This window comes from Lactobacillus sp. ESL0237, assembly GCF_003692985.1.
Classification (GTDB): domain Bacteria; phylum Bacillota; class Bacilli; order Lactobacillales; family Lactobacillaceae; genus Lactobacillus; species Lactobacillus bombicola.
Genome location: NZ_REHE01000010.1, coordinates 132865 through 149719, shown reverse-complemented (window position 1 = coordinate 149719; position 16855 = coordinate 132865). Strand labels below are relative to the sequence as shown.

The following is a 16855-nucleotide window of genomic DNA, read 5'->3' as shown; positions in this document are numbered from 1 at the left end:
TATGACATTTATTTTAGTCATTGTTATAATTGAATTAGGATTAATTTAATTTATATAGGGGAAAGCCATGAAAGGACCACGTATTTACAATTCGCCAGGTGAAAAGGAGCAACTAGCTCTTCTAGTAAAAAAGCAGCGGCAGCGTGAAAAATATATAAAACATGTTCATCGAGTTCGGCGTAGGCTAATTGCTGGTGGTTTTGTGATTTTATTTGTGTTGTTGGGTATGCAAATAATGCATACGTATATGCAAACAAAGCAAATAAATGATCAAGTGCAGACCTCTAAGCAAACACTTAGCGAACTTAATGAGCAAAAACGTAGTTTATCGATTAAACGAGATAACTTGAAAGATTCAGATTATGTAGCTAAATTGGTTCGTTTTAAATTTTTATACTCTAAGCCAAATGAAACAATTTATAATTTACCTGAGGAAAAAAATAAGGATCAATGAAGTATCAAGTAGGACAGCGTATTACAGGTGTGATCAATAAAATTACAGATTTGGGTATATTTGTGACACTACCCAAAAACAAGTTTGGACTGATTTATCATAAAGATTTTGGGGCTAACTGGTTACACGAACGGCAAAATTATCACAGTGGTCAAGCTATAAGGGTGGTTGTTATCCACAATTATCGCGGGAAAATAAGTCTGTCAAAAATGCGGGTAAATGATTCACAGCTGATTGATCAGACCAATGATTTTTTGCAAACAAAAAAGGAAAATTTTTTATCTGTTTTGGCTGAGACCGTAAGTAATAGCCAGACAGAAATCAAAAAATTAGAACAAGAACTGGTTATCTATGCAAATTGAAAATTTTTTTAATCAAAGAAAAATTTCTTTATCTGCTAAAACTTTAGTTGTCGCCACAAGTGGTGGGCCAGATTCAATGGCATTACTGGATATGCTCTATAAATTAAGGGGTAAGTATAATTTTAGATTAGTTGCGGCACATCTAGACCACCAATTAAGACCTGATGCTCATCGTGAAATTGAGGTAATTAATAACTATTGCCAAAATAAAGAAATTGCAGTAGTAAATGAGTATTGGCCAGTTGAAATGCATCCGGAAAAAGGCATAGAGGCAGCTGCCCGTGCGTACCGCTATTCATTTTTGTTACGAACAGCTAGAGCTAGACATGCTGATTATTTGCTAACAGCGCATCATTTGGACGATTTAATAGAAAATATTTTGCTTAAATTTATTCGTTCAGGGAATCCAAGTGAAATGAATAATTTGCAGGCTATAAGTCATTTTCAAGAATTTCTGTTATTGAGGCCCTTGTTATCAATGGAAAAGGCGGCTTTATTCGCCTATGATAAGGCTAATCATATTCCTTTTGTGATTGATCAAACTAATGACCAGGATGATGTTTTACGGAATCGCTTACGTCATAATGTTGTTCCGCTTTTAAAAAAAGAGAATCCATTAATTGGACGTAATGCGTTGCGATTTAGTAACCAAATTAATTTATTGCTTTCATTAGTTGCCCATCGATTTGATCAATTAGTACAGCCAGAACCTTTTGTTGGGGTATCATATCGCTTACCGATAAGTACTTTATCCACTTTGTCTAGGGCAGAACAAATTTCTTATTGGCAATATTTTATTTGGCGCACTTGGCATAGACGTGTTAATGAAAACTTATCTGGCTTTAAACTTATTAGTTACCAAGGCTATTTTTATTTATGCAAAAACAAGCTACCAGTATTAGAAAAGAGCAAATCGATTAAGATCGATTATGAGTTTTCCTTTAATCAGCGCCGCTTCATAATTAGTAGAAGCAAACCGGAACATGGAACTTTAATTGATTGCTTTAAAGCGCCAGCTAAAGCTAAATTTAGTGTAGGACTTTTAGCTCAAGGTAAAAAATTGCCTTTAAAGAATGGCCATCATGTGCTAAGTAAAAAAAAGTTTGCGGAAAACAGTATCCCTAACTTATTACGGCCATATTGTTTAAGCGTATATGCAAATGGTGTTACTGTATACGTGGAACATACGTATCACAATCAGTTGGTTAGTGAAAATGAACAAAAATATTACATATATGCGATCAATTGATTATGCAATCAATTGATAAGAAATTTTAAAAAGATAGAGCATTAGTGAAATTTGTGATAAACTTTTATTCGTGTATCTATAGAAACTTTGCGGAGGTTTTTTATGAAGAATAACCGGAATCGGCTGTTTTCAAATGGTTTGTTCTATTTAGTTGTTTTCCTTTTGTTAGTAGCGGGAATCAACTGGGCACTTGGTGGATCTAATAGTTCTGGTGGTAGTGAAAATATTAGCTATTCAGAATTTGTAAAAGATTTAGATCAAGGTAAAGTTAAAAGTTTTAACGTTCAGCCTGCCAATGGTGTGTATACGATTTCAGGAAGCTATAAGGAAGCACAAAATAGTAAAGAAAAATCAAGTTTTGATTTTTTTAATGATAAATCTGTTGCAAAAGTAGATCACTTTTCTACAACTATGCTTCAGAATGATTCAAGTGTGTCTAAAATACAAGATTTAGCTCAACAAAATGGTACAAAAATGACCACTCAGGGTGAGTCACAATCTGGTAACTGGATTTCTACTATTGTAATGCTAGTGCCGACAATTCTCTTTATCGTTTTACTTTGGATGATGATTAGCCAAAGTGGCGGTGGTCGAGGTGGCAATGGCGGAATTATGAATTTCGGTCGCTCACATGTTAAACCAGAGGATCCAAAGAAAAATAAAATTCGTTTCTCTGACGTTGCAGGTGAAGAAGAAGAAAAGCAAGAGTTAGTTGAAGTAGTTGAATTTTTAAAAAATCCAGCTAAGTTCACTAAACTTGGAGCAAAAATCCCATCTGGAGTTTTATTAGAGGGTCCTCCAGGTACGGGTAAAACTTTGTTAGCCCGTGCTGTAGCGGGTGAAGCCAATGTGCCGTTCTTTTCAATTTCAGGTTCTGATTTTGTGGAAATGTTTGTTGGGGTTGGGGCCAGTCGTGTGCGTGATTTATTTACTAATGCGAAAAAGAATGCCCCAAGTATCATTTTTATTGATGAAATTGATGCGATTGGTCGTCGCCGTGGTAGTAATGCCAGTGGTGGTGGTAATGATGAACGCGAACAGACTTTAAACCAGTTGTTAGTGGAAATGGATGGTTTTGAAGGAAATGAAGGCGTAATTGTTATTGCTGCCACTAACCGGTCAGATGTTTTAGACCCAGCGTTATTGCGACCTGGTCGTTTTGACCGTAAGATTTTAGTGGGTTCACCAGATGTACGTGGACGTGAAGCAATTTTGCGGGTACATGCTAAAAACATGCCACTTGCAGATGATGTTGATTTAAAAGAAATCGCCCGGCAAACTCCAGGTTTTGTTGGTGCTGATTTAGCTAACCTATTAAATGAAGCTGCTTTATTAGCTGCTAGACGTAATGGATCAGAAATTACTGCTCTTGATTTAGATGAAGCTGAAGATCGTGTTATTGCTGGTCCAGCTAAGCGTAATAGTATGATTTCACAAAAAGAAAGACAACGAGTTGCCTTTCATGAAGCGGGGCACTCAATTTGTGGTTTGGTTTTAAGCGATTCACGTACTGTACGCAAGGTTACTATTGTTCCCCATGGTCGTACTGGTGGTTATAATTTAATGATGCCTAAAGATGATCAATTCCTTCTGACTAAAAAGCAATTAATGGAACAAATTGTTGGTTTAATGGGTGGACGTGCCGGTGAAGAAGTTGTTGTAGGTGATCAATCAACTGGAGCATCGAATGACTTTGAACAAGCAACTGCAATTGCTCATAGTATGGTAGTTAATTATGGTATGACTGATTCTTTAGGAATGGTTGAATTAGAAAAAGAGGGTGAAACCAATCCATATGGCTTAAAGCCGTATAGTGAGGCTACTTCGGCTAAAATTGATGAAGCAGTCAGAGAAATACTTGATGAAGCTCATACTCAGGCGGTTGAGATTGTAAAGAATAATCGTGAAAAACACCGCATTATTGCTGAAGCATTACTTAAATATGAAACGTTAGATGAAAAGCAAATTATGGCACTCTATACCACTGGTAAGATGCCAGAAAAGACTGAGCAAGAATATCCTAGCGAATCTAAAGTTTTAACTTATGAGGAAGCTAAAGCTGCGGCTGAGAAGAAAGACAATCATAAGGAAATTATGGCTGATGGTAAGTCGGAAACTCCCGCACAAAAAAACCAAGAAGTAGAAGCAAGAAATCCTGAAAATCCGGTGAAAGCCAAATCTTCACTTGAGTCTAAGGAGTCTGATTCTAATAAGTCTGAGTCAGTTGCAAAAACTGATAAAAATAAAAATAAAAAGGCTTCGGATAATCATCCGCAAGACTAATTACAAATAGGGCCTAGCTAGGCTCTATTTTTTTAGGAGAATACAATGAGCGATTACTTAATTAAAGCAATTGACAAAACAAAAAATTTACGGTTATTAACCATTTCGGCTAAAAATTTAGTGCAAGAAGCACAGACTAGACATAATACTTGGTCAGCCGCTTCTGCTGTTTTAGGACGAACTTTACTTGCAGGTGAATTACTTGCAGGAGCTCAATTAACGGATCAGGAAGAGCTCACAATCCGCTTACTTGGCGATGGTCCCGTTGGGCCTACAATTGTTACAGCTAAATCTGACTTAACTGTTAAGGGGTATGTAAAAAATCCGCATATCGCTTTGCCTGCTAAAGCGGGTGGGCATATTGATGTTAAAAAGGCAGTTGGTCAAGGATGGCTTGAAGTGACAAAGGACTTAGGGTTAAAAGAACCCTATACTGGGCAAGTTCCTATTGTATCTGGTGAAATTGCGGAAGATATTGCCTATTATTTAACCAAGTCAGAACAAATTCCTTCTGCAGTAGGGCTTTCAGTTTTTGTTAATCCTAATAATACAATTGGTGAAGCAAGTGGATTTATGCTTCAAGCATTGCCTGGGGCAAGTGACAGCCTGATTACAAAAACTATTGAGCGAATTGATCATTTACCAGCTTTGTCAACCGCTTTTTTGGCTGGAATGACACCAGAGGAATTGGCAGAATCGATTTTAGGGAATGATTGTAAAATATTAACTAGGGAAGATGTGGCTTATAAATGTGACTGCTCAAAGGAAAAATATTGTCAGATTCTGGCAACATTAAAAACAAGTCAAATTGAAACGATGATTAAAGAAGACCATGGTGCTGAATTAACGTGCAATTTTTGCGGCAATAAATATCAATTTACTGAAAAAGAATTAAGGAATATTATTCAATAAATAAAAGCACAATATTTTAAAGTATAGTTGCATGTTAATAAAAATAGAGATGCGATATCGTATGGTTTTTATTATAATGAAAGAGTTAATCTAAATAAGAAAGCGAGGATCAGCCCAATGCTAAATGTTTATATTGTACGGCATGGCCAAACTGATACTAATAAAACTTTTGCCATTAATGGTGCCGGTACTAATTTACCTTTGAATGAAACAGGAATTAAACAAGTTACAGCTTTAGGAGATAGTTTTGATATAGAAAAAATTGATTACGTCTATGCTAGTCCCTTAATTCGTGCAAAGCAGACAGCTGAAATTTTAGATCGTGGCAAGCACGATATTATTTACGATGACCGCTTAAAAGAGATTGACTACGGCAATTGGGATGGGAAACCAGCTCAAGAACTACTTGCCAAGTACCCCGAAGCATTTGACGAGTTAGGCTATTTTACAGAAAATTATACTAATTTCTGTTCGGGTGAAAGCTATCAGCATTTAAATGAGCGCTTGATGGAATTTTGGCAAGATCTTGTACACAGACATGTCAATGAAACAGTACTTTTGGTATTTCATGGCACAGCTTCAAGGGCATTAGTTCAAAACATATTGCATACGCCTAACATTGCAATAATTGGTGAAGCTAAAAATGCAAGTGTTACCAGAATTTCTGTTGCTGATCATAGTAAGCAGCCCTTTTTACGTTATTATAATCGGGTGGCACCAAGTGATTTCTTCTCTGATTAATTGGTAAAAAAGCCCTTCTATAGTATTTTTTAATTAATGCTACAATGAAATTTTCTTTAGGGGTTTGTTTTTGTTATGATATTAGAGTATTTGAAAGGATGATTGTGTGGACAATAGCTGGAAAATTGGTGATTTAACCATTCCCAACCGCGTGGTAGTCGCTCCAATGGCAGGAGTTTCTAATTCTGCCTTCAGAATGATTTGTAAAGAATTTGGGGCAGGACTAGTTGTATGTGAAATGATTTCTGATCACGGTATAATTTATCGTAATAAAAAGACGATGTCGATGATGAAAGTTGATCCGCGTGAACATCCGATGAGTATTCAGATTTTTGGCGGTACTGAAGCAACACTCCTGGAAGCGGCGCAGTATATTGACCAACACACTGCTGCTGACATTATTGATATTAATATGGGGTGTCCGGTACCTAAGGTAACTAAAACTGATGCTGGATCAAAATGGTTGCTTGATGCCAATAAAATTTATCAAATGGTGCATAAAGTTGTGCAAAATGTTTCTAAACCAGTTTCAATTAAAATGAGAATTGGTTGGGATCGGAAGCATATTTTTGCGGTTGAAAATGCTTTAGCTGCCCAAGAAGCTGGTGCCAGTATGATTGCGATGCATGGTCGGACCCGCAAGCAGATGTATGCAGGTGAAGCAGACTGGGAGACTTTGCATGATGTAGCTCAGGTACTAGATGTACCCTTTGTAGCTAATGGTGACATTACTACACCTGAGTTAGCTCAAAAAGCCCTGAATGAAATTGGTTGTACTGCAGTCATGGTCGGACGAGCAGCACTTGGTAATCCTTGGATTCTAAAAGATATGGTGCATTACTTAGAAACGGGTGAAAAACTACCCGAACAGACAGTAGGAGAGCGTGTTGAGACAGCTAAGCATCAGCTTAAGGGGTTAGTCGAACTAAAGGGAGAAAAAATTGCAGTTCCAGAATTTAGACAGCAAGCTGCCTATTATCTAAAAGGAGTTCCCCGTTCAGCCCGAACTCGTGCTAAAATAAATGAAGTTTGGACTGCCCAAGAAGTCTATGATTTGCTTGATAATTTTGTGACAGAATATGAAAAATGGCATGCGCAAAAAGCGGTCAAAAATGAAATTAAGCTATAAATATAATGGAGGAAAAGTAATTGGCTAAAAATGAAATGAATGATCAGTTAATTGTTCGTCGCCAAAAAATGGAAGAGCTACGTGATAATGGGATTGAACCATTTGGTATGAGAAAATTTGCTCGAGCAGATTTAGCCCGAACTTTGAATGAAAAGTATGCTAATACTGACAAAGATGAATTAAATGCTGAATTGCCAAAGACTAAAATTGCAGGTCGTATGTTGGCTAAAAGAGGAAAAGGTAAAGTTGGTTTTGCAGATTTGTACGATCGAACTGGTAAAATTCAAATTTATGTACGTAAAGATGCAGTTGGTGAAGAAAATTATCAAATATTTAAAAAGTCAGATATTGGTGATTTCTTAGGCATTGACGGTGAAGTTATGAAGACTGACACCGGTGAATTAACAATCCGTGCCACGCATATTACCTTCTTATCTAAGGCACTAAGACCATTACCAGATAAATATCATGGCTTAAAAGACGTTGAACAAATTTATCGTCAGCGTTATCTTGATCTTATTTCTAATCGTGCAAGTTATGAACGTTTTGTTAACCGGACTAAGATTATTCAAGCAATTCGTGATTTCTTAAACCAAAAAGAATTTTTAGAAGTTGAAACGCCAGTTTTACATAATATTCCTGGCGGTGCTGAAGCGCGTCCATTTATTTCACATCACAATGCATTAGATATTGATTTATATATGAGAATCGCGCTTGAATTACCACTTAAACGTTTAATTGTTGGTGATATGGAGCGAGTTTATGAAATTGGCCGTGTATTTAGAAATGAAGGTTTAGATACCCATCATAATCCAGAATTTACTGAACTGGAAACGTACGCCGCATATTGGGATTTTCATGATGTGATGGATGAAGCAGAAGGAATTATTCGTGCGGCTGCTAATGTGGTTACAGATGACGGTAAGGTTACTTATCAGGGAACTGAGATTGACTTAGGTAAGCCATTCCGTCGGGTTCACATGGTTGATTTAATTAAAGAAAAAACTGGAGTTGACTTCTGGCAAAAGATGAGCATTGAAGATGCTATTCAAATAGCTAATGAGCATAACATTCAGGTTGAAAGTTTTTGGAAAGTTGGTCACATTATTAATGCCTTCTTTGAAAAATACTGTGAAGAAACAATTGTTGATCCAACTTTTGTTTATGGTCATCCAGTTGAAATATCGCCACTTGCCAAGAAGAATGCCGATGATCCTCGTTTTACTGATCGTTTTGAAATTTACATTATGGGTGAAGAATATGGTAATGCCTTTTCAGAATTAAATGATCCTGATGATCAAAGAGAAAGATTTGAAGCCCAAATGGCTGAGCGAGAAGCCGGTAATGATGAAGCTGATATGATTGATGAGGACTACTTGCGAGCTATGGAATATGGTATGCCACCAACTGGTGGTCTAGGTATCGGGATTGATCGCTTAGTAATGCTTTTAACTGATGCTCCAGCAATTAGGGATGTACTACTCTTCCCAACAATGCGTCCAGAGCATATTGAAAGCGTCGAAGCAGAAGTTAAGGCTGATTTAGCTAAAAAAGGCTAAGAAAGACTAATATTAGGCTTCTAGAGTGTTTTAGCAATAAAGTTTAGGTTTACTTTTAAATCCTTAAATTATTTAAAAATGATGGTGTCTACACCAAGAATACATCAATTTTGAAACTAATTTGGTAAAAGGCTGACGAAAATCAAATCTCATATTTATGTTTTTAAACATAGATATGAGATTTTTTTATAAAATATAATTACAATAATTTTATAAGGTGTTTAAATAGCAAAACAGTGCATAACAAATGCAAAAAAAGGCCAAAGAGGATTGATTTGATAGATGATCCGTTTGAAAGTAATTTCTTTAAATATTTTGTAGTTTACTTTAACGATTATGTCTTAAAGAAATTAATTGCTACAAGCCATGATTCAAGTCCAGTCGTTAATCAACAGCTTTCTTTATTTGGTGATGATGAAGAAGAAAAGATTACGGGAAAAAGTATATAAGATAGAATCAACTCATGTAGATGATTTCGTTTTTCCATCATATTTTTATGCTTAAAATTAATTGAAGCCTATCAGATTAGTACTTAAAAGGATTAATTTGATAGGCTTTTTACTCGTTTTTAAACAAAAAATTATTTTAAATAGGCACACAAAGTGATTTTAGTAGTTGAAATTAAGATTTTGAGAGTGCCAAAAAGGCTTAATGGTGGGCTTTATGTTCACTTTTTGTGAAATAAAAAGTAATTTTTAAAAATAGGCTATCTAAAATGTTCACATTAAGAATAATATGAGTATAATATTAATTATTGATGAAATGAGTGAGGAAAAATGATCAGACTAGATAATGTTTCATTCGATTATGTAACATTTGAAAAAAATCCTGGGTTAATGGGTTCAGTGCACGACTTTTTTAAACGCAAGAATCAAAAAAAGCGGGCAATTGATACATTAAATTTAAACATTCCTGATGGTGAATTAATAGGATTGATTGGACCTAACGGGGCAGGGAAAACTACTTTTGCAAAATTATTAACGGGGATAATAGAACCAACTGAAGGCGATATTAGGGTTGATAATATGAATCCAGCTTTGCACCGGAGATCATTTTATCAAAATATTGGTGTAATGTTTGGCCAAAAGACCCAGCTTTCTTGGAACTTGCCACCTATAGATACTTTTAATATGCTCAGTGCGATTTATCAATTAAATGATGAAGATTATGAAAAAAGATTAAATTATTTAATAAAAGTGTTGAATTTAAAAGATATCATTAAAATCCCTGTTCGAAAATTATCTTTAGGTCAGCGGGTAAAATGTGAGTTGCTATGTACACTTATTCATTCACCTAAATACTTATTTTTAGATGAACCTACTTTAGGCTTGGATATAGGGACTCAAAAAAATATATATGATTTTTTACTTGAAGAAAATAGGGTAAATCAAACTACGATTATATTTACGTCACATAATTTACGTGATATTGAAGCGATTTCTAAGCGATTACTTATTTTAGCTCAAGGACACATTATTTTTGATGGATCTTTAAATTCGTTACCAGTGGATATAAACGATCATCAAAAATTTAAAGTTAAATTCTTGGATCCAAATAACAATATGGTTTCTAAAGAAAAAGTACTATCAATTTCAGAATTACAGAATGAAATTGATAGTGTAGGAGAGCAAAACATAATATCTATTAATCGGCAAGGAATGACAATCGAAGATTTGGTTTTATCAATATATAAAGAATGGGATAAAGCTAATGAAAAAAATTGAAAAATATATGCCTGTTTTATATTTAGGGATGAAGGATAATTTGGTCTTTCGCTCTAATATAATCCTTACAATAATATTACAGGTAGCTAACTTGGCAGTATCTTTATGGATATGGAATTTATTACTACCACATTCTGATTTTATAAACATGGCCAGATATTTGATTCTTACTAATACAACTGCCTTGATATTTACAACTACTCCACTTTATTATTTAGCGGGTTTAATCAGTTCTGGAAGATTATCAATGTATATAACTAAACCTATATCACTTTTTTGGTATATTTTTTTGTATAGCTTTGGCAGGCAATTTTATATACTAATATTCTATTTGGTCTTACTAGTAATACTCTCTAACAATTTTCTTATAATTGTTTTTTTGTTTTTCTATTTTATAGTTGCAAATTTTATGTTTTTTAACTTGATGTTGTTACTTGGAGAATTAAGTTTTTGGATTATTAATATGTGGCCCTTACGTAACGGCATAAACGCAATTTACTTACTTCTGGGCGGATTGTACTTTCCCTTAAATATGCTGGATAAAAGAATTTATAGTTGGCTGCAATATAATCCCTTTTCTTTGGTTACTGATGTACCTGCAAGGTTGATAATTAGTGGGGGCAATAATAATGCGATTATTAAATATTTTTTTGTAGTTTTTTATGGCTAGTTGGTTTTAATTTCCTTAGAAAATATATTTTTAAAATAGGAATTAAAAAGTATGAAGGTGTAGGTGCATGATAAGAATTGGTAAAACAATCTGGAAAAAAAGTATTGAAGAATTCTTGATTTATAGAACAGCAAGTATTATAACTTTTGTTTTAGCCTTGATATTTTTGATTATTGAATTAGTAACAGGAAATATTTATTATGCTGATAATCGGAGTATTCCCGGTTGGACTGAAAATCAATATTTTATTTTAATAACTTTTGTTAACTCTTCTACATATGTCTATAATATATTTTTTATATTAGGACATGAAGAACTAAATGATGATATCTTAGAAGGTAATTTAGATTATATTCTAATCAGACATAGTTCTTCGTATTGGCTATCTGCAATTAGAGGTATAGATATTCCAAGTATTTTTAATTTTATAATTACATATATTTTGCTAATCATTTTTCTAAATAAAGAAGTAATAACACAATTTCAATTTATAGTTGTTAATATTTTAATAATTACAACTGCTTTGATGATTTTTGTCTTGAATCAAATATGTTTAACTTTTTTATTTTGGTTTAACGGATTAGTAGGATTAGGTGGAGTTGTTGAAGATTTATTCAATTTTGCATCACGGCCTACAAAAATATTTCCTAAAATAATACAAAATATTTTTGTATTCGTGATACCTATATTATTAGCAACGAATATCACTAATGAATTTTTGAAATATGGAATACAGTCATATTTTATTTATTATTTGATTTTATTGGTCCTTTTTTATGTAATTTCTAGATTTTTATGGAGATTAGGAATAAAAAAGTATGTTTCGGCTAATTAAATTTTAAAGTAAGTGAGTGACATGGGACGTACAAGATTACAGCATACTAAGCTAGATGTAACCCCATCGTTTATTTTTAATAAAGATGAATTGGCTTTCTTTAATCATGTAGAAGAAAAGCTAACTTATATTCGTAAGTCATGTAAGTCAGGTAATCCTGAATTAGGTGAAAATGTTAGAGTTTAAATAAAGAGCCTGTAGTCAAGCACTTGTGTTCTATGATTGTTCAAAAGCTAGGCAAAACTGGATATGGCATTAATACACCTTATTAGGGATGCTAATTTCAACGCTTTAAGTAAAAATCCTATTAAATAAAGTAAAAAATTTATTACTTAACTTTAGTTGTCATACATTACGGCATATATTTACTACTAGATTGATTGAATTTGGAATAAATATAAAAGTTATTCAAGAAGCTTTAGGACATTTGGACATTCAAACAAATTTAGGTATATATGTTGATGTAACTAAGGATCTGAAACCAGAACAGCTCATACAGTTTGAAGATTAATGAGCAGGCTAAAAACTCTTCCTAATAATGTTTCCAGAGCATCTTGAAGATATTTAACGTTAAGTTGAAGAAAACTTAGCTAAAATAAGCCTATCAAAAAACAGATATGACATTGTCATACCTGTTTTTTTGATAGGTCAACGTTTATTTATAAGCATCATAATATTTTTTAATTAAATTAGCAATTGGCACTTGTAATTCAGGCCTTTTTTCTAGGAGAAAATACCAACTTTGAAGCATTGCTAACCAAGTACTCAATTGATGCCAGCCGAGTAAATTGTCATTGGCTAATTTTTGGTAGCGTTCAGTATTAAATTCATTAATGAATTCAATAAAAGTAGAAGTAGAAAATTTCTGAGTCTTAAGCCCTTGAAAAAAAGCATAAGCCAAGCGTTTCTCTTCATCATCAACAAAGGTAGTTTGCATATTGTTAAAAATTGTTCGGATTAAATTTAAAAGATCTATTTGGTCTTGAATGATAAATTTGGGATGTTGCAATGTTGCAGCTAAAAAGTCACTACCATGTGCGATACTATGCGCCCAACCTTTATTTTTGACAAAGCTGCGATGATCCTTTTCTAATTCTAAATATGTAATACTCCAGTTGAACATTGTTTGCCGTTCATCGTTGGTTAAAACCGTCTGGTCGCTATCCATTGCCAAAATTAGTGCTCCCAATAGGGCAGTGAATGTGCGCAAAAAAACAGCATCATTCTCAGGTTCAGTAATTTGATGAAACAAGGTCTTTTTATTAATAAAAAAATCGATAATTATTCTAAGTTGCTCTTTGTTAAAGGAATTTTCCTGAAAACCACGTGCTAAAAGACTGTAACTAAGGTTATCGCGAAGATGTGGATCAATACTACCAAGATTATTTAAGAGTATATATACATGTTGATCAGTAAAGGATAGTTGATTTTTTGGTAAGTACAATAAATTTTCTAGTTCATTTTGCATGGCTTTTCCCCCTTTTTTAATTATTACTTGGTAAAAAGTATACCTAATTTTTACTAATATATAATAATCTTTTGTTTTATAAAGTAATTAGCTAGTTAGATTTTTTAAAAAAGGGTTGAAAAACTATATCTGTCTGCTATAATAATAGATGTCTTGCGGAAGTAGTTCAGTGGTAGAACATCACCTTGCCATGGTGGGGGTCGCGGGTTCGAATCCCGTCTTCCGCTCTATAATAAAGACTCACCACTTTAGGTGAGTTTTTTTATTAAACGGGAAATAGCTCAGTTTGGTAGAGCGCTACGTTCGGGACGTAGAGGTCGCAGGTTCGAATCCTGTTTTCCCGATAATGAAGATTTGTCTTAGTTTCAATTGGCTTCAAATGTTGATTCTAAGGCATTTTTATTTTTTTCTGATTTTTTTGAAATTACCTGAAATTAGGCTAAAAGACTTCATATTTTATAAAGATACAAAATTACCTAAAATAGGCCGCTATCATGTATCTGTTTTTTTAGTTATTAACAGGTTGATTATTAGTTTGTATTGTTTAAATTTTTATTTAAATAAGGGTTAATTTAACAGTGGAACCAGACTAAGCTTATTTATCTTCTGGAATAATTTCTAAAGTTATATGAGCTCAATTTTGTTTGTTTAACAGAAACTGAAATAAATTAGTGAAGCTGTTTTCTTGCCACTAGAACAAACACGGGAAAAGACTTATAAAGGAATAGTTAGCGATTTGCTTAAGATTACGGTAAGACACATGGTAAACATAATGAAAGAGATAGGAAAGTTAGCATCACAGTACAGTCTTTGCTATAATAATTGCGATGTTTAACGTGAACTAATATATTCTTGAAACAAAAAAATTTACAATTCAGCAAAAGAGTATATAGTGAATACACGTCATTTATAAAGGTGGTGCTATGATGAAAAAAACTTATACTAACAGTGCAAATCAAGTTTTAGAAATTGCACGTGAACAAGCACAAAATTTTCACCATCGCTTAATTGGTACTGAACATGTGCTATTGGCGATGGTAATTGAGTCTGATGGTGAAGCTGGCAAGGACTTAAGATCTTGGGGAATAACTTCAACAGCAGTTCGTGAAGAAATCGAACGCTATACTGGTTATGGTTCAGCTGGTAAAGCTACTTATATGGAAATGTCGCCTAGATTAACTATGGTTTTAGCCTATGCCGCTACGTTAGCAGGACGTGAAGGGGCTACTAAAATTAAAACTAGCCATATTCTTTTAGCACTTGTCTTTAATGAACAAGTTTTAGCGTCAGTAATTTTACGCAATCTAAATGTAGATATTGATGGCTTAAAAAATGATATTTTACATAGTTTAGGGGAAGACGACCAACTGCTTGATTTGAATGAAAATGATGACAAGGGCTGGTCAAATTATGGTAATGTAGAGGCTAATGATAAAACTAACAGTACTACTCCAACCTTAGATCAAGTATCAGTAAATCTAAATGAGCGCGCAAAAAATGGTCAAATTGATCCAGTTATTGGGCGTGATCGGGAAGTTGCTCGCGTAATCGAAATTTTGTCCCGGCGTAATAAAAATAATCCAGTCTTGATTGGTGAACCAGGAGTGGGGAAAACGGCTGTGGCAGAAGCAATCGCAACTGCAATTGTAAGTAAGCAAGTACCGCATGACTTATTGGATAAACAAGTGATTTCTTTAGATTTGGGTGGCTTAGTTGCTGGAACGAAGTATCGGGGTGAATTTGAAGACCGCCTCAAAAGAATTATTAAGGAAATTACTAATGATGGTACAATCATTCTTTTTGTGGATGAAATGCATACCTTAATTGGTGCAGGTGGTGCTGAAGGTTCAATTGATGCTGCTAATATTTTAAAGCCATCGTTGGCCCGCGGTGATTTACAAATGATTGGTGCTACAACTTTTGACGAATATCAAAAATACGTTGAAAAAGATCAAGCATTAGCTCGGCGCTTTCAGATTGTACGTTTAACTGAACCATCACGCCAAGAAACTTTCGCTATTTTATCCGGGTTAAAACCTAAATATGAAAAATTTCATCATGTTAAAATTGATAAGGCAGCGTTAGAAAATGCAATTGACTTGTCTAGTCGATACATTTCTAATCGTTATCTGCCTGATAAAGCAATTGATCTAATTGATGAAGCTAGTGCATCTGTTAAAATCAAAGCTGGTACAGGTACAAATAATCAATTAGTTCAAATTAGTGATCAACTTAAAAAAGTAATTGAACAAAAGAATCAGGCTGCAGTTAATCAAAACTTTGTGAAGGCAGCGCAATTACAAGAACGACAAAATAGTCTGCAAGTAAGGCAAGATCAAATTTATAGTCGTATGAAAAAATCAGAGAAAAATGGGGCAATTGTTCATCCTGAAGATATTGCCAAGGTGGTATCTAATTGGACAGGTGTTCCAGTAACACAAATGAGTCGAAATGAAACCAAACAATTAGCTAATCTTGAAAATAATTTACACCAACGAATTATTGGTCAAGATAAGGCTGTTTCGTCAATTAGTAAGGCAGTTCGTCGTAGCCGTAGTGGTATTAAAGATGAGAATCGTCCAATTGGTTCATTTCTTTTCTTAGGGCCAACTGGTGTAGGCAAAACCGAACTTGCTAAAGCTATTGCTGCTACCGTTTTTGGCTCAGAAAACAATTTAATCCGAATCGATATGTCAGAATATATGGATCAAATTGCTAGTAGCAAATTGATTGGTTCAGCTCCTGGGTATGTCGGTTATGATGAAGGTGGGCAGTTGTCTGAACAAGTTCGGCGTCATCCTTATTCTGTAGTTTTATTAGATGAAGTTGAAAAGGCGCACCCTGATGTATTTAATTTGCTATTGCAAGTCCTTGATGATGGCTTTTTAACCGATTCAAAGGGACGTAAAGTTGATTTTAAAAATACCATTATTATTATGACCTCCAATCTGGGTTCACGCTCAATCTTTGAAACCAAGGCTGTTGGTTTTAGTGCTGATAATTCTAACCAGGTAAAATTACGTCAAGATCGGGTAAAAGAAGCACTAAAACAATTTTTTAGACCAGAATTTTTGAATCGAATTGATGAAAGTATTATCTTTGACGAACTTGATCAAAAACAATTAAGGCAAGTGGTAACTTTACTTACGCGTAAATTAATTGAACGTTTGAATAAACAGGGGATTCAACTTAAAATATCGCCTGCGGCTCTTGATAAAATTGCTCAAGATGGTTATGATCCAGAAATGGGTGCTAGACCATTGCGGCGAGCAATTCAAAAAGATATTGAAGATCAAGTTGCTTCAATGCTAATTGAGGGAGACTTGCAAAGTGGTGATACTTTGAAAATAGGATGTAATAGGAAAAAATTGAAGTTTGATTTAATTAGGACAACAAAAGATAATTTGGCCAATGTTAAGTAATAACATTGACATCTAATTATTTGTTCGCTATACTTAATCGTGATTAA

Annotated in this window: 16 protein-coding genes and 2 tRNA genes; 17 read left to right on the top strand and 1 reads right to left on the bottom strand. The window is 34.1% G+C overall.

Features of this window, described 5'->3' with window-relative positions; all coding sequences use genetic code 11:
- Positions 1-67: 67 nt before the first annotated feature.
- The 14 genes from F5ESL0237_RS06100 (at position 68) to F5ESL0237_RS08535 (ending at position 12429) form a co-directional block, all read left to right on the top strand.
- Positions 68-454 carry a septum formation initiator family protein gene (locus F5ESL0237_RS06100; RefSeq protein ID WP_122022155.1) on the top strand — a complete coding sequence of 129 codons (387 nt, stop codon included), beginning with the start codon at positions 68-70 and terminating at the stop codon, positions 452-454.
- Complete coding sequence (locus F5ESL0237_RS06095; RefSeq protein WP_122024905.1) at positions 451-816, top strand: S1 RNA-binding domain-containing protein; 366 nt, start codon at positions 451-453, stop codon at positions 814-816. Before F5ESL0237_RS06100 ends, F5ESL0237_RS06095 begins: the two co-directional genes overlap by 4 nt.
- Complete coding sequence (tilS, locus tag F5ESL0237_RS06090; protein ID WP_122022153.1) at positions 806-2065, top strand: tRNA lysidine(34) synthetase TilS; 1260 nt, start codon at positions 806-808, stop codon at positions 2063-2065. Before F5ESL0237_RS06095 ends, tilS begins: the two co-directional genes overlap by 11 nt.
- A 102-nt stretch (positions 2066-2167) precedes the next feature.
- The gene (gene ftsH / locus F5ESL0237_RS06085) at positions 2168-4348 is read left to right on the top strand and encodes an ATP-dependent zinc metalloprotease FtsH (protein WP_122024904.1); all 2181 of its coding nucleotides are present in this window, start codon (positions 2168-2170) and stop codon (positions 4346-4348) included.
- Positions 4349-4393: 45 nt separating this feature from the next.
- On the top strand, positions 4394-5260 hold the full coding sequence (gene hslO, locus F5ESL0237_RS06080) for an Hsp33 family molecular chaperone HslO (protein ID WP_122024903.1): 867 nt from the start codon (positions 4394-4396) through the stop codon (positions 5258-5260).
- Between the two features lie 117 nt (positions 5261-5377).
- Entirely contained in the window at positions 5378-6001 is a 624-nt protein-coding gene (locus tag F5ESL0237_RS06075) for a histidine phosphatase family protein (RefSeq protein ID WP_090092363.1), read from the top strand.
- 106 nt (positions 6002-6107) lie between these two features.
- The gene (gene dusB, locus F5ESL0237_RS06070) at positions 6108-7130 is read left to right on the top strand and encodes a tRNA dihydrouridine synthase DusB (protein WP_122024902.1); all 1023 of its coding nucleotides are present in this window, start codon (positions 6108-6110) and stop codon (positions 7128-7130) included.
- Between the two features lie 20 nt (positions 7131-7150).
- Positions 7151-8689, top strand: a complete 1539-nt coding sequence (gene lysS, locus F5ESL0237_RS06065) for a lysine--tRNA ligase (protein ID WP_122022149.1) — start codon at positions 7151-7153, stop codon at positions 8687-8689.
- A 275-nt stretch (positions 8690-8964) separates the two neighbouring features.
- Positions 8965-9138, top strand: a complete 174-nt coding sequence (locus F5ESL0237_RS06060; RefSeq protein WP_233551942.1) for an adenine-specific methyltransferase EcoRI family protein — start codon at positions 8965-8967, stop codon at positions 9136-9138.
- 327 nt (positions 9139-9465) lie between these two features.
- A complete protein-coding gene (locus F5ESL0237_RS06055) occupies positions 9466-10413 on the top strand; it encodes an ATP-binding cassette domain-containing protein (protein ID WP_122022148.1) in 948 nt (315 codons plus the stop codon).
- Positions 10400-11083, top strand: coding sequence for an ABC transporter permease (locus tag F5ESL0237_RS06050; RefSeq protein ID WP_233551940.1), 684 nt, complete (start codon positions 10400-10402; stop codon positions 11081-11083). The genes F5ESL0237_RS06055 and F5ESL0237_RS06050 overlap by 14 nt, the downstream gene beginning before the upstream one ends.
- Before the next feature lie 67 nt (positions 11084-11150).
- Positions 11151-11918 carry an ABC-2 family transporter protein gene (locus F5ESL0237_RS06045; protein WP_233551937.1) on the top strand — a complete coding sequence of 256 codons (768 nt, stop codon included), beginning with the start codon at positions 11151-11153 and terminating at the stop codon, positions 11916-11918.
- Positions 11919-11939: 21 nt separating this feature from the next.
- Positions 11940-12104 carry a hypothetical protein gene (locus F5ESL0237_RS08405; protein ID WP_158592404.1) on the top strand — a complete coding sequence of 55 codons (165 nt, stop codon included), beginning with the start codon at positions 11940-11942 and terminating at the stop codon, positions 12102-12104.
- A gap of 190 nt (positions 12105-12294) precedes the next feature.
- Positions 12295-12429, top strand: coding sequence for a site-specific integrase (locus tag F5ESL0237_RS08535; protein WP_233551660.1), 135 nt, complete (start codon positions 12295-12297; stop codon positions 12427-12429).
- A 144-nt stretch (positions 12430-12573) separates the two neighbouring features.
- Here the strand turns inward: F5ESL0237_RS08535 and F5ESL0237_RS06035 are convergent, their stop codons facing one another.
- Positions 12574-13386 carry a DUF2785 domain-containing protein gene (locus F5ESL0237_RS06035; RefSeq protein WP_122024900.1) on the bottom strand — a complete coding sequence of 271 codons (813 nt, stop codon included), beginning with the start codon at positions 13384-13386 and terminating at the stop codon, positions 12574-12576.
- A gap of 155 nt (positions 13387-13541) precedes the next feature.
- On the opposite strand from F5ESL0237_RS06035, the gene F5ESL0237_RS06030 reads away from it, so the two are divergent.
- The 3 genes from F5ESL0237_RS06030 to F5ESL0237_RS06020 all read left to right on the top strand — a co-directional run bounded on the left by F5ESL0237_RS06030 (position 13542) and on the right by F5ESL0237_RS06020 (position 16808).
- Positions 13542-13613 (top strand) — tRNA-Gly (locus F5ESL0237_RS06030).
- A 43-nt stretch (positions 13614-13656) separates the two neighbouring features.
- A tRNA-Pro gene (locus tag F5ESL0237_RS06025) sits at positions 13657-13730 on the top strand.
- 582 nt (positions 13731-14312) lie between these two features.
- A complete protein-coding gene (locus tag F5ESL0237_RS06020; protein ID WP_122024899.1) occupies positions 14313-16808 on the top strand; it encodes an ATP-dependent Clp protease ATP-binding subunit in 2496 nt (831 codons plus the stop codon).
- Positions 16809-16855: the final 47 nt, after the last annotated feature.

Coding starts and splice junctions, on each gene's coding strand:
- F5ESL0237_RS06100 (WP_122022155.1), top strand. CDS start 68: ATGAAAGGACCACGTATTTACAATTCGCCAGGTGAAAAGGAGCAACTA.
- F5ESL0237_RS06095 (WP_122024905.1), top strand. CDS start 451: ATGAAGTATCAAGTAGGACAGCGTATTACAGGTGTGATCAATAAAATT.
- tilS (WP_122022153.1), top strand. CDS start 806: ATGCAAATTGAAAATTTTTTTAATCAAAGAAAAATTTCTTTATCTGCT.
- ftsH (WP_122024904.1), top strand. CDS start 2,168: ATGAAGAATAACCGGAATCGGCTGTTTTCAAATGGTTTGTTCTATTTA.
- hslO (WP_122024903.1), top strand. CDS start 4,394: ATGAGCGATTACTTAATTAAAGCAATTGACAAAACAAAAAATTTACGG.
- F5ESL0237_RS06075 (WP_090092363.1), top strand. CDS start 5,378: ATGCTAAATGTTTATATTGTACGGCATGGCCAAACTGATACTAATAAA.
- F5ESL0237_RS06055 (WP_122022148.1), top strand. CDS start 9,466: ATGATCAGACTAGATAATGTTTCATTCGATTATGTAACATTTGAAAAA.
- F5ESL0237_RS06050 (WP_233551940.1), top strand. CDS start 10,400: ATGAAAAAAATTGAAAAATATATGCCTGTTTTATATTTAGGGATGAAG.
- F5ESL0237_RS06045 (WP_233551937.1), top strand. CDS start 11,151: ATGATAAGAATTGGTAAAACAATCTGGAAAAAAAGTATTGAAGAATTC.
- F5ESL0237_RS08405 (WP_158592404.1), top strand. CDS start 11,940: ATGGGACGTACAAGATTACAGCATACTAAGCTAGATGTAACCCCATCG.
- F5ESL0237_RS06035 (WP_122024900.1), bottom strand. CDS start 13,386: ATGCAAAATGAACTAGAAAATTTATTGTACTTACCAAAAAATCAACTA.
- F5ESL0237_RS06020 (WP_122024899.1), top strand. CDS start 14,313: ATGAAAAAAACTTATACTAACAGTGCAAATCAAGTTTTAGAAATTGCA.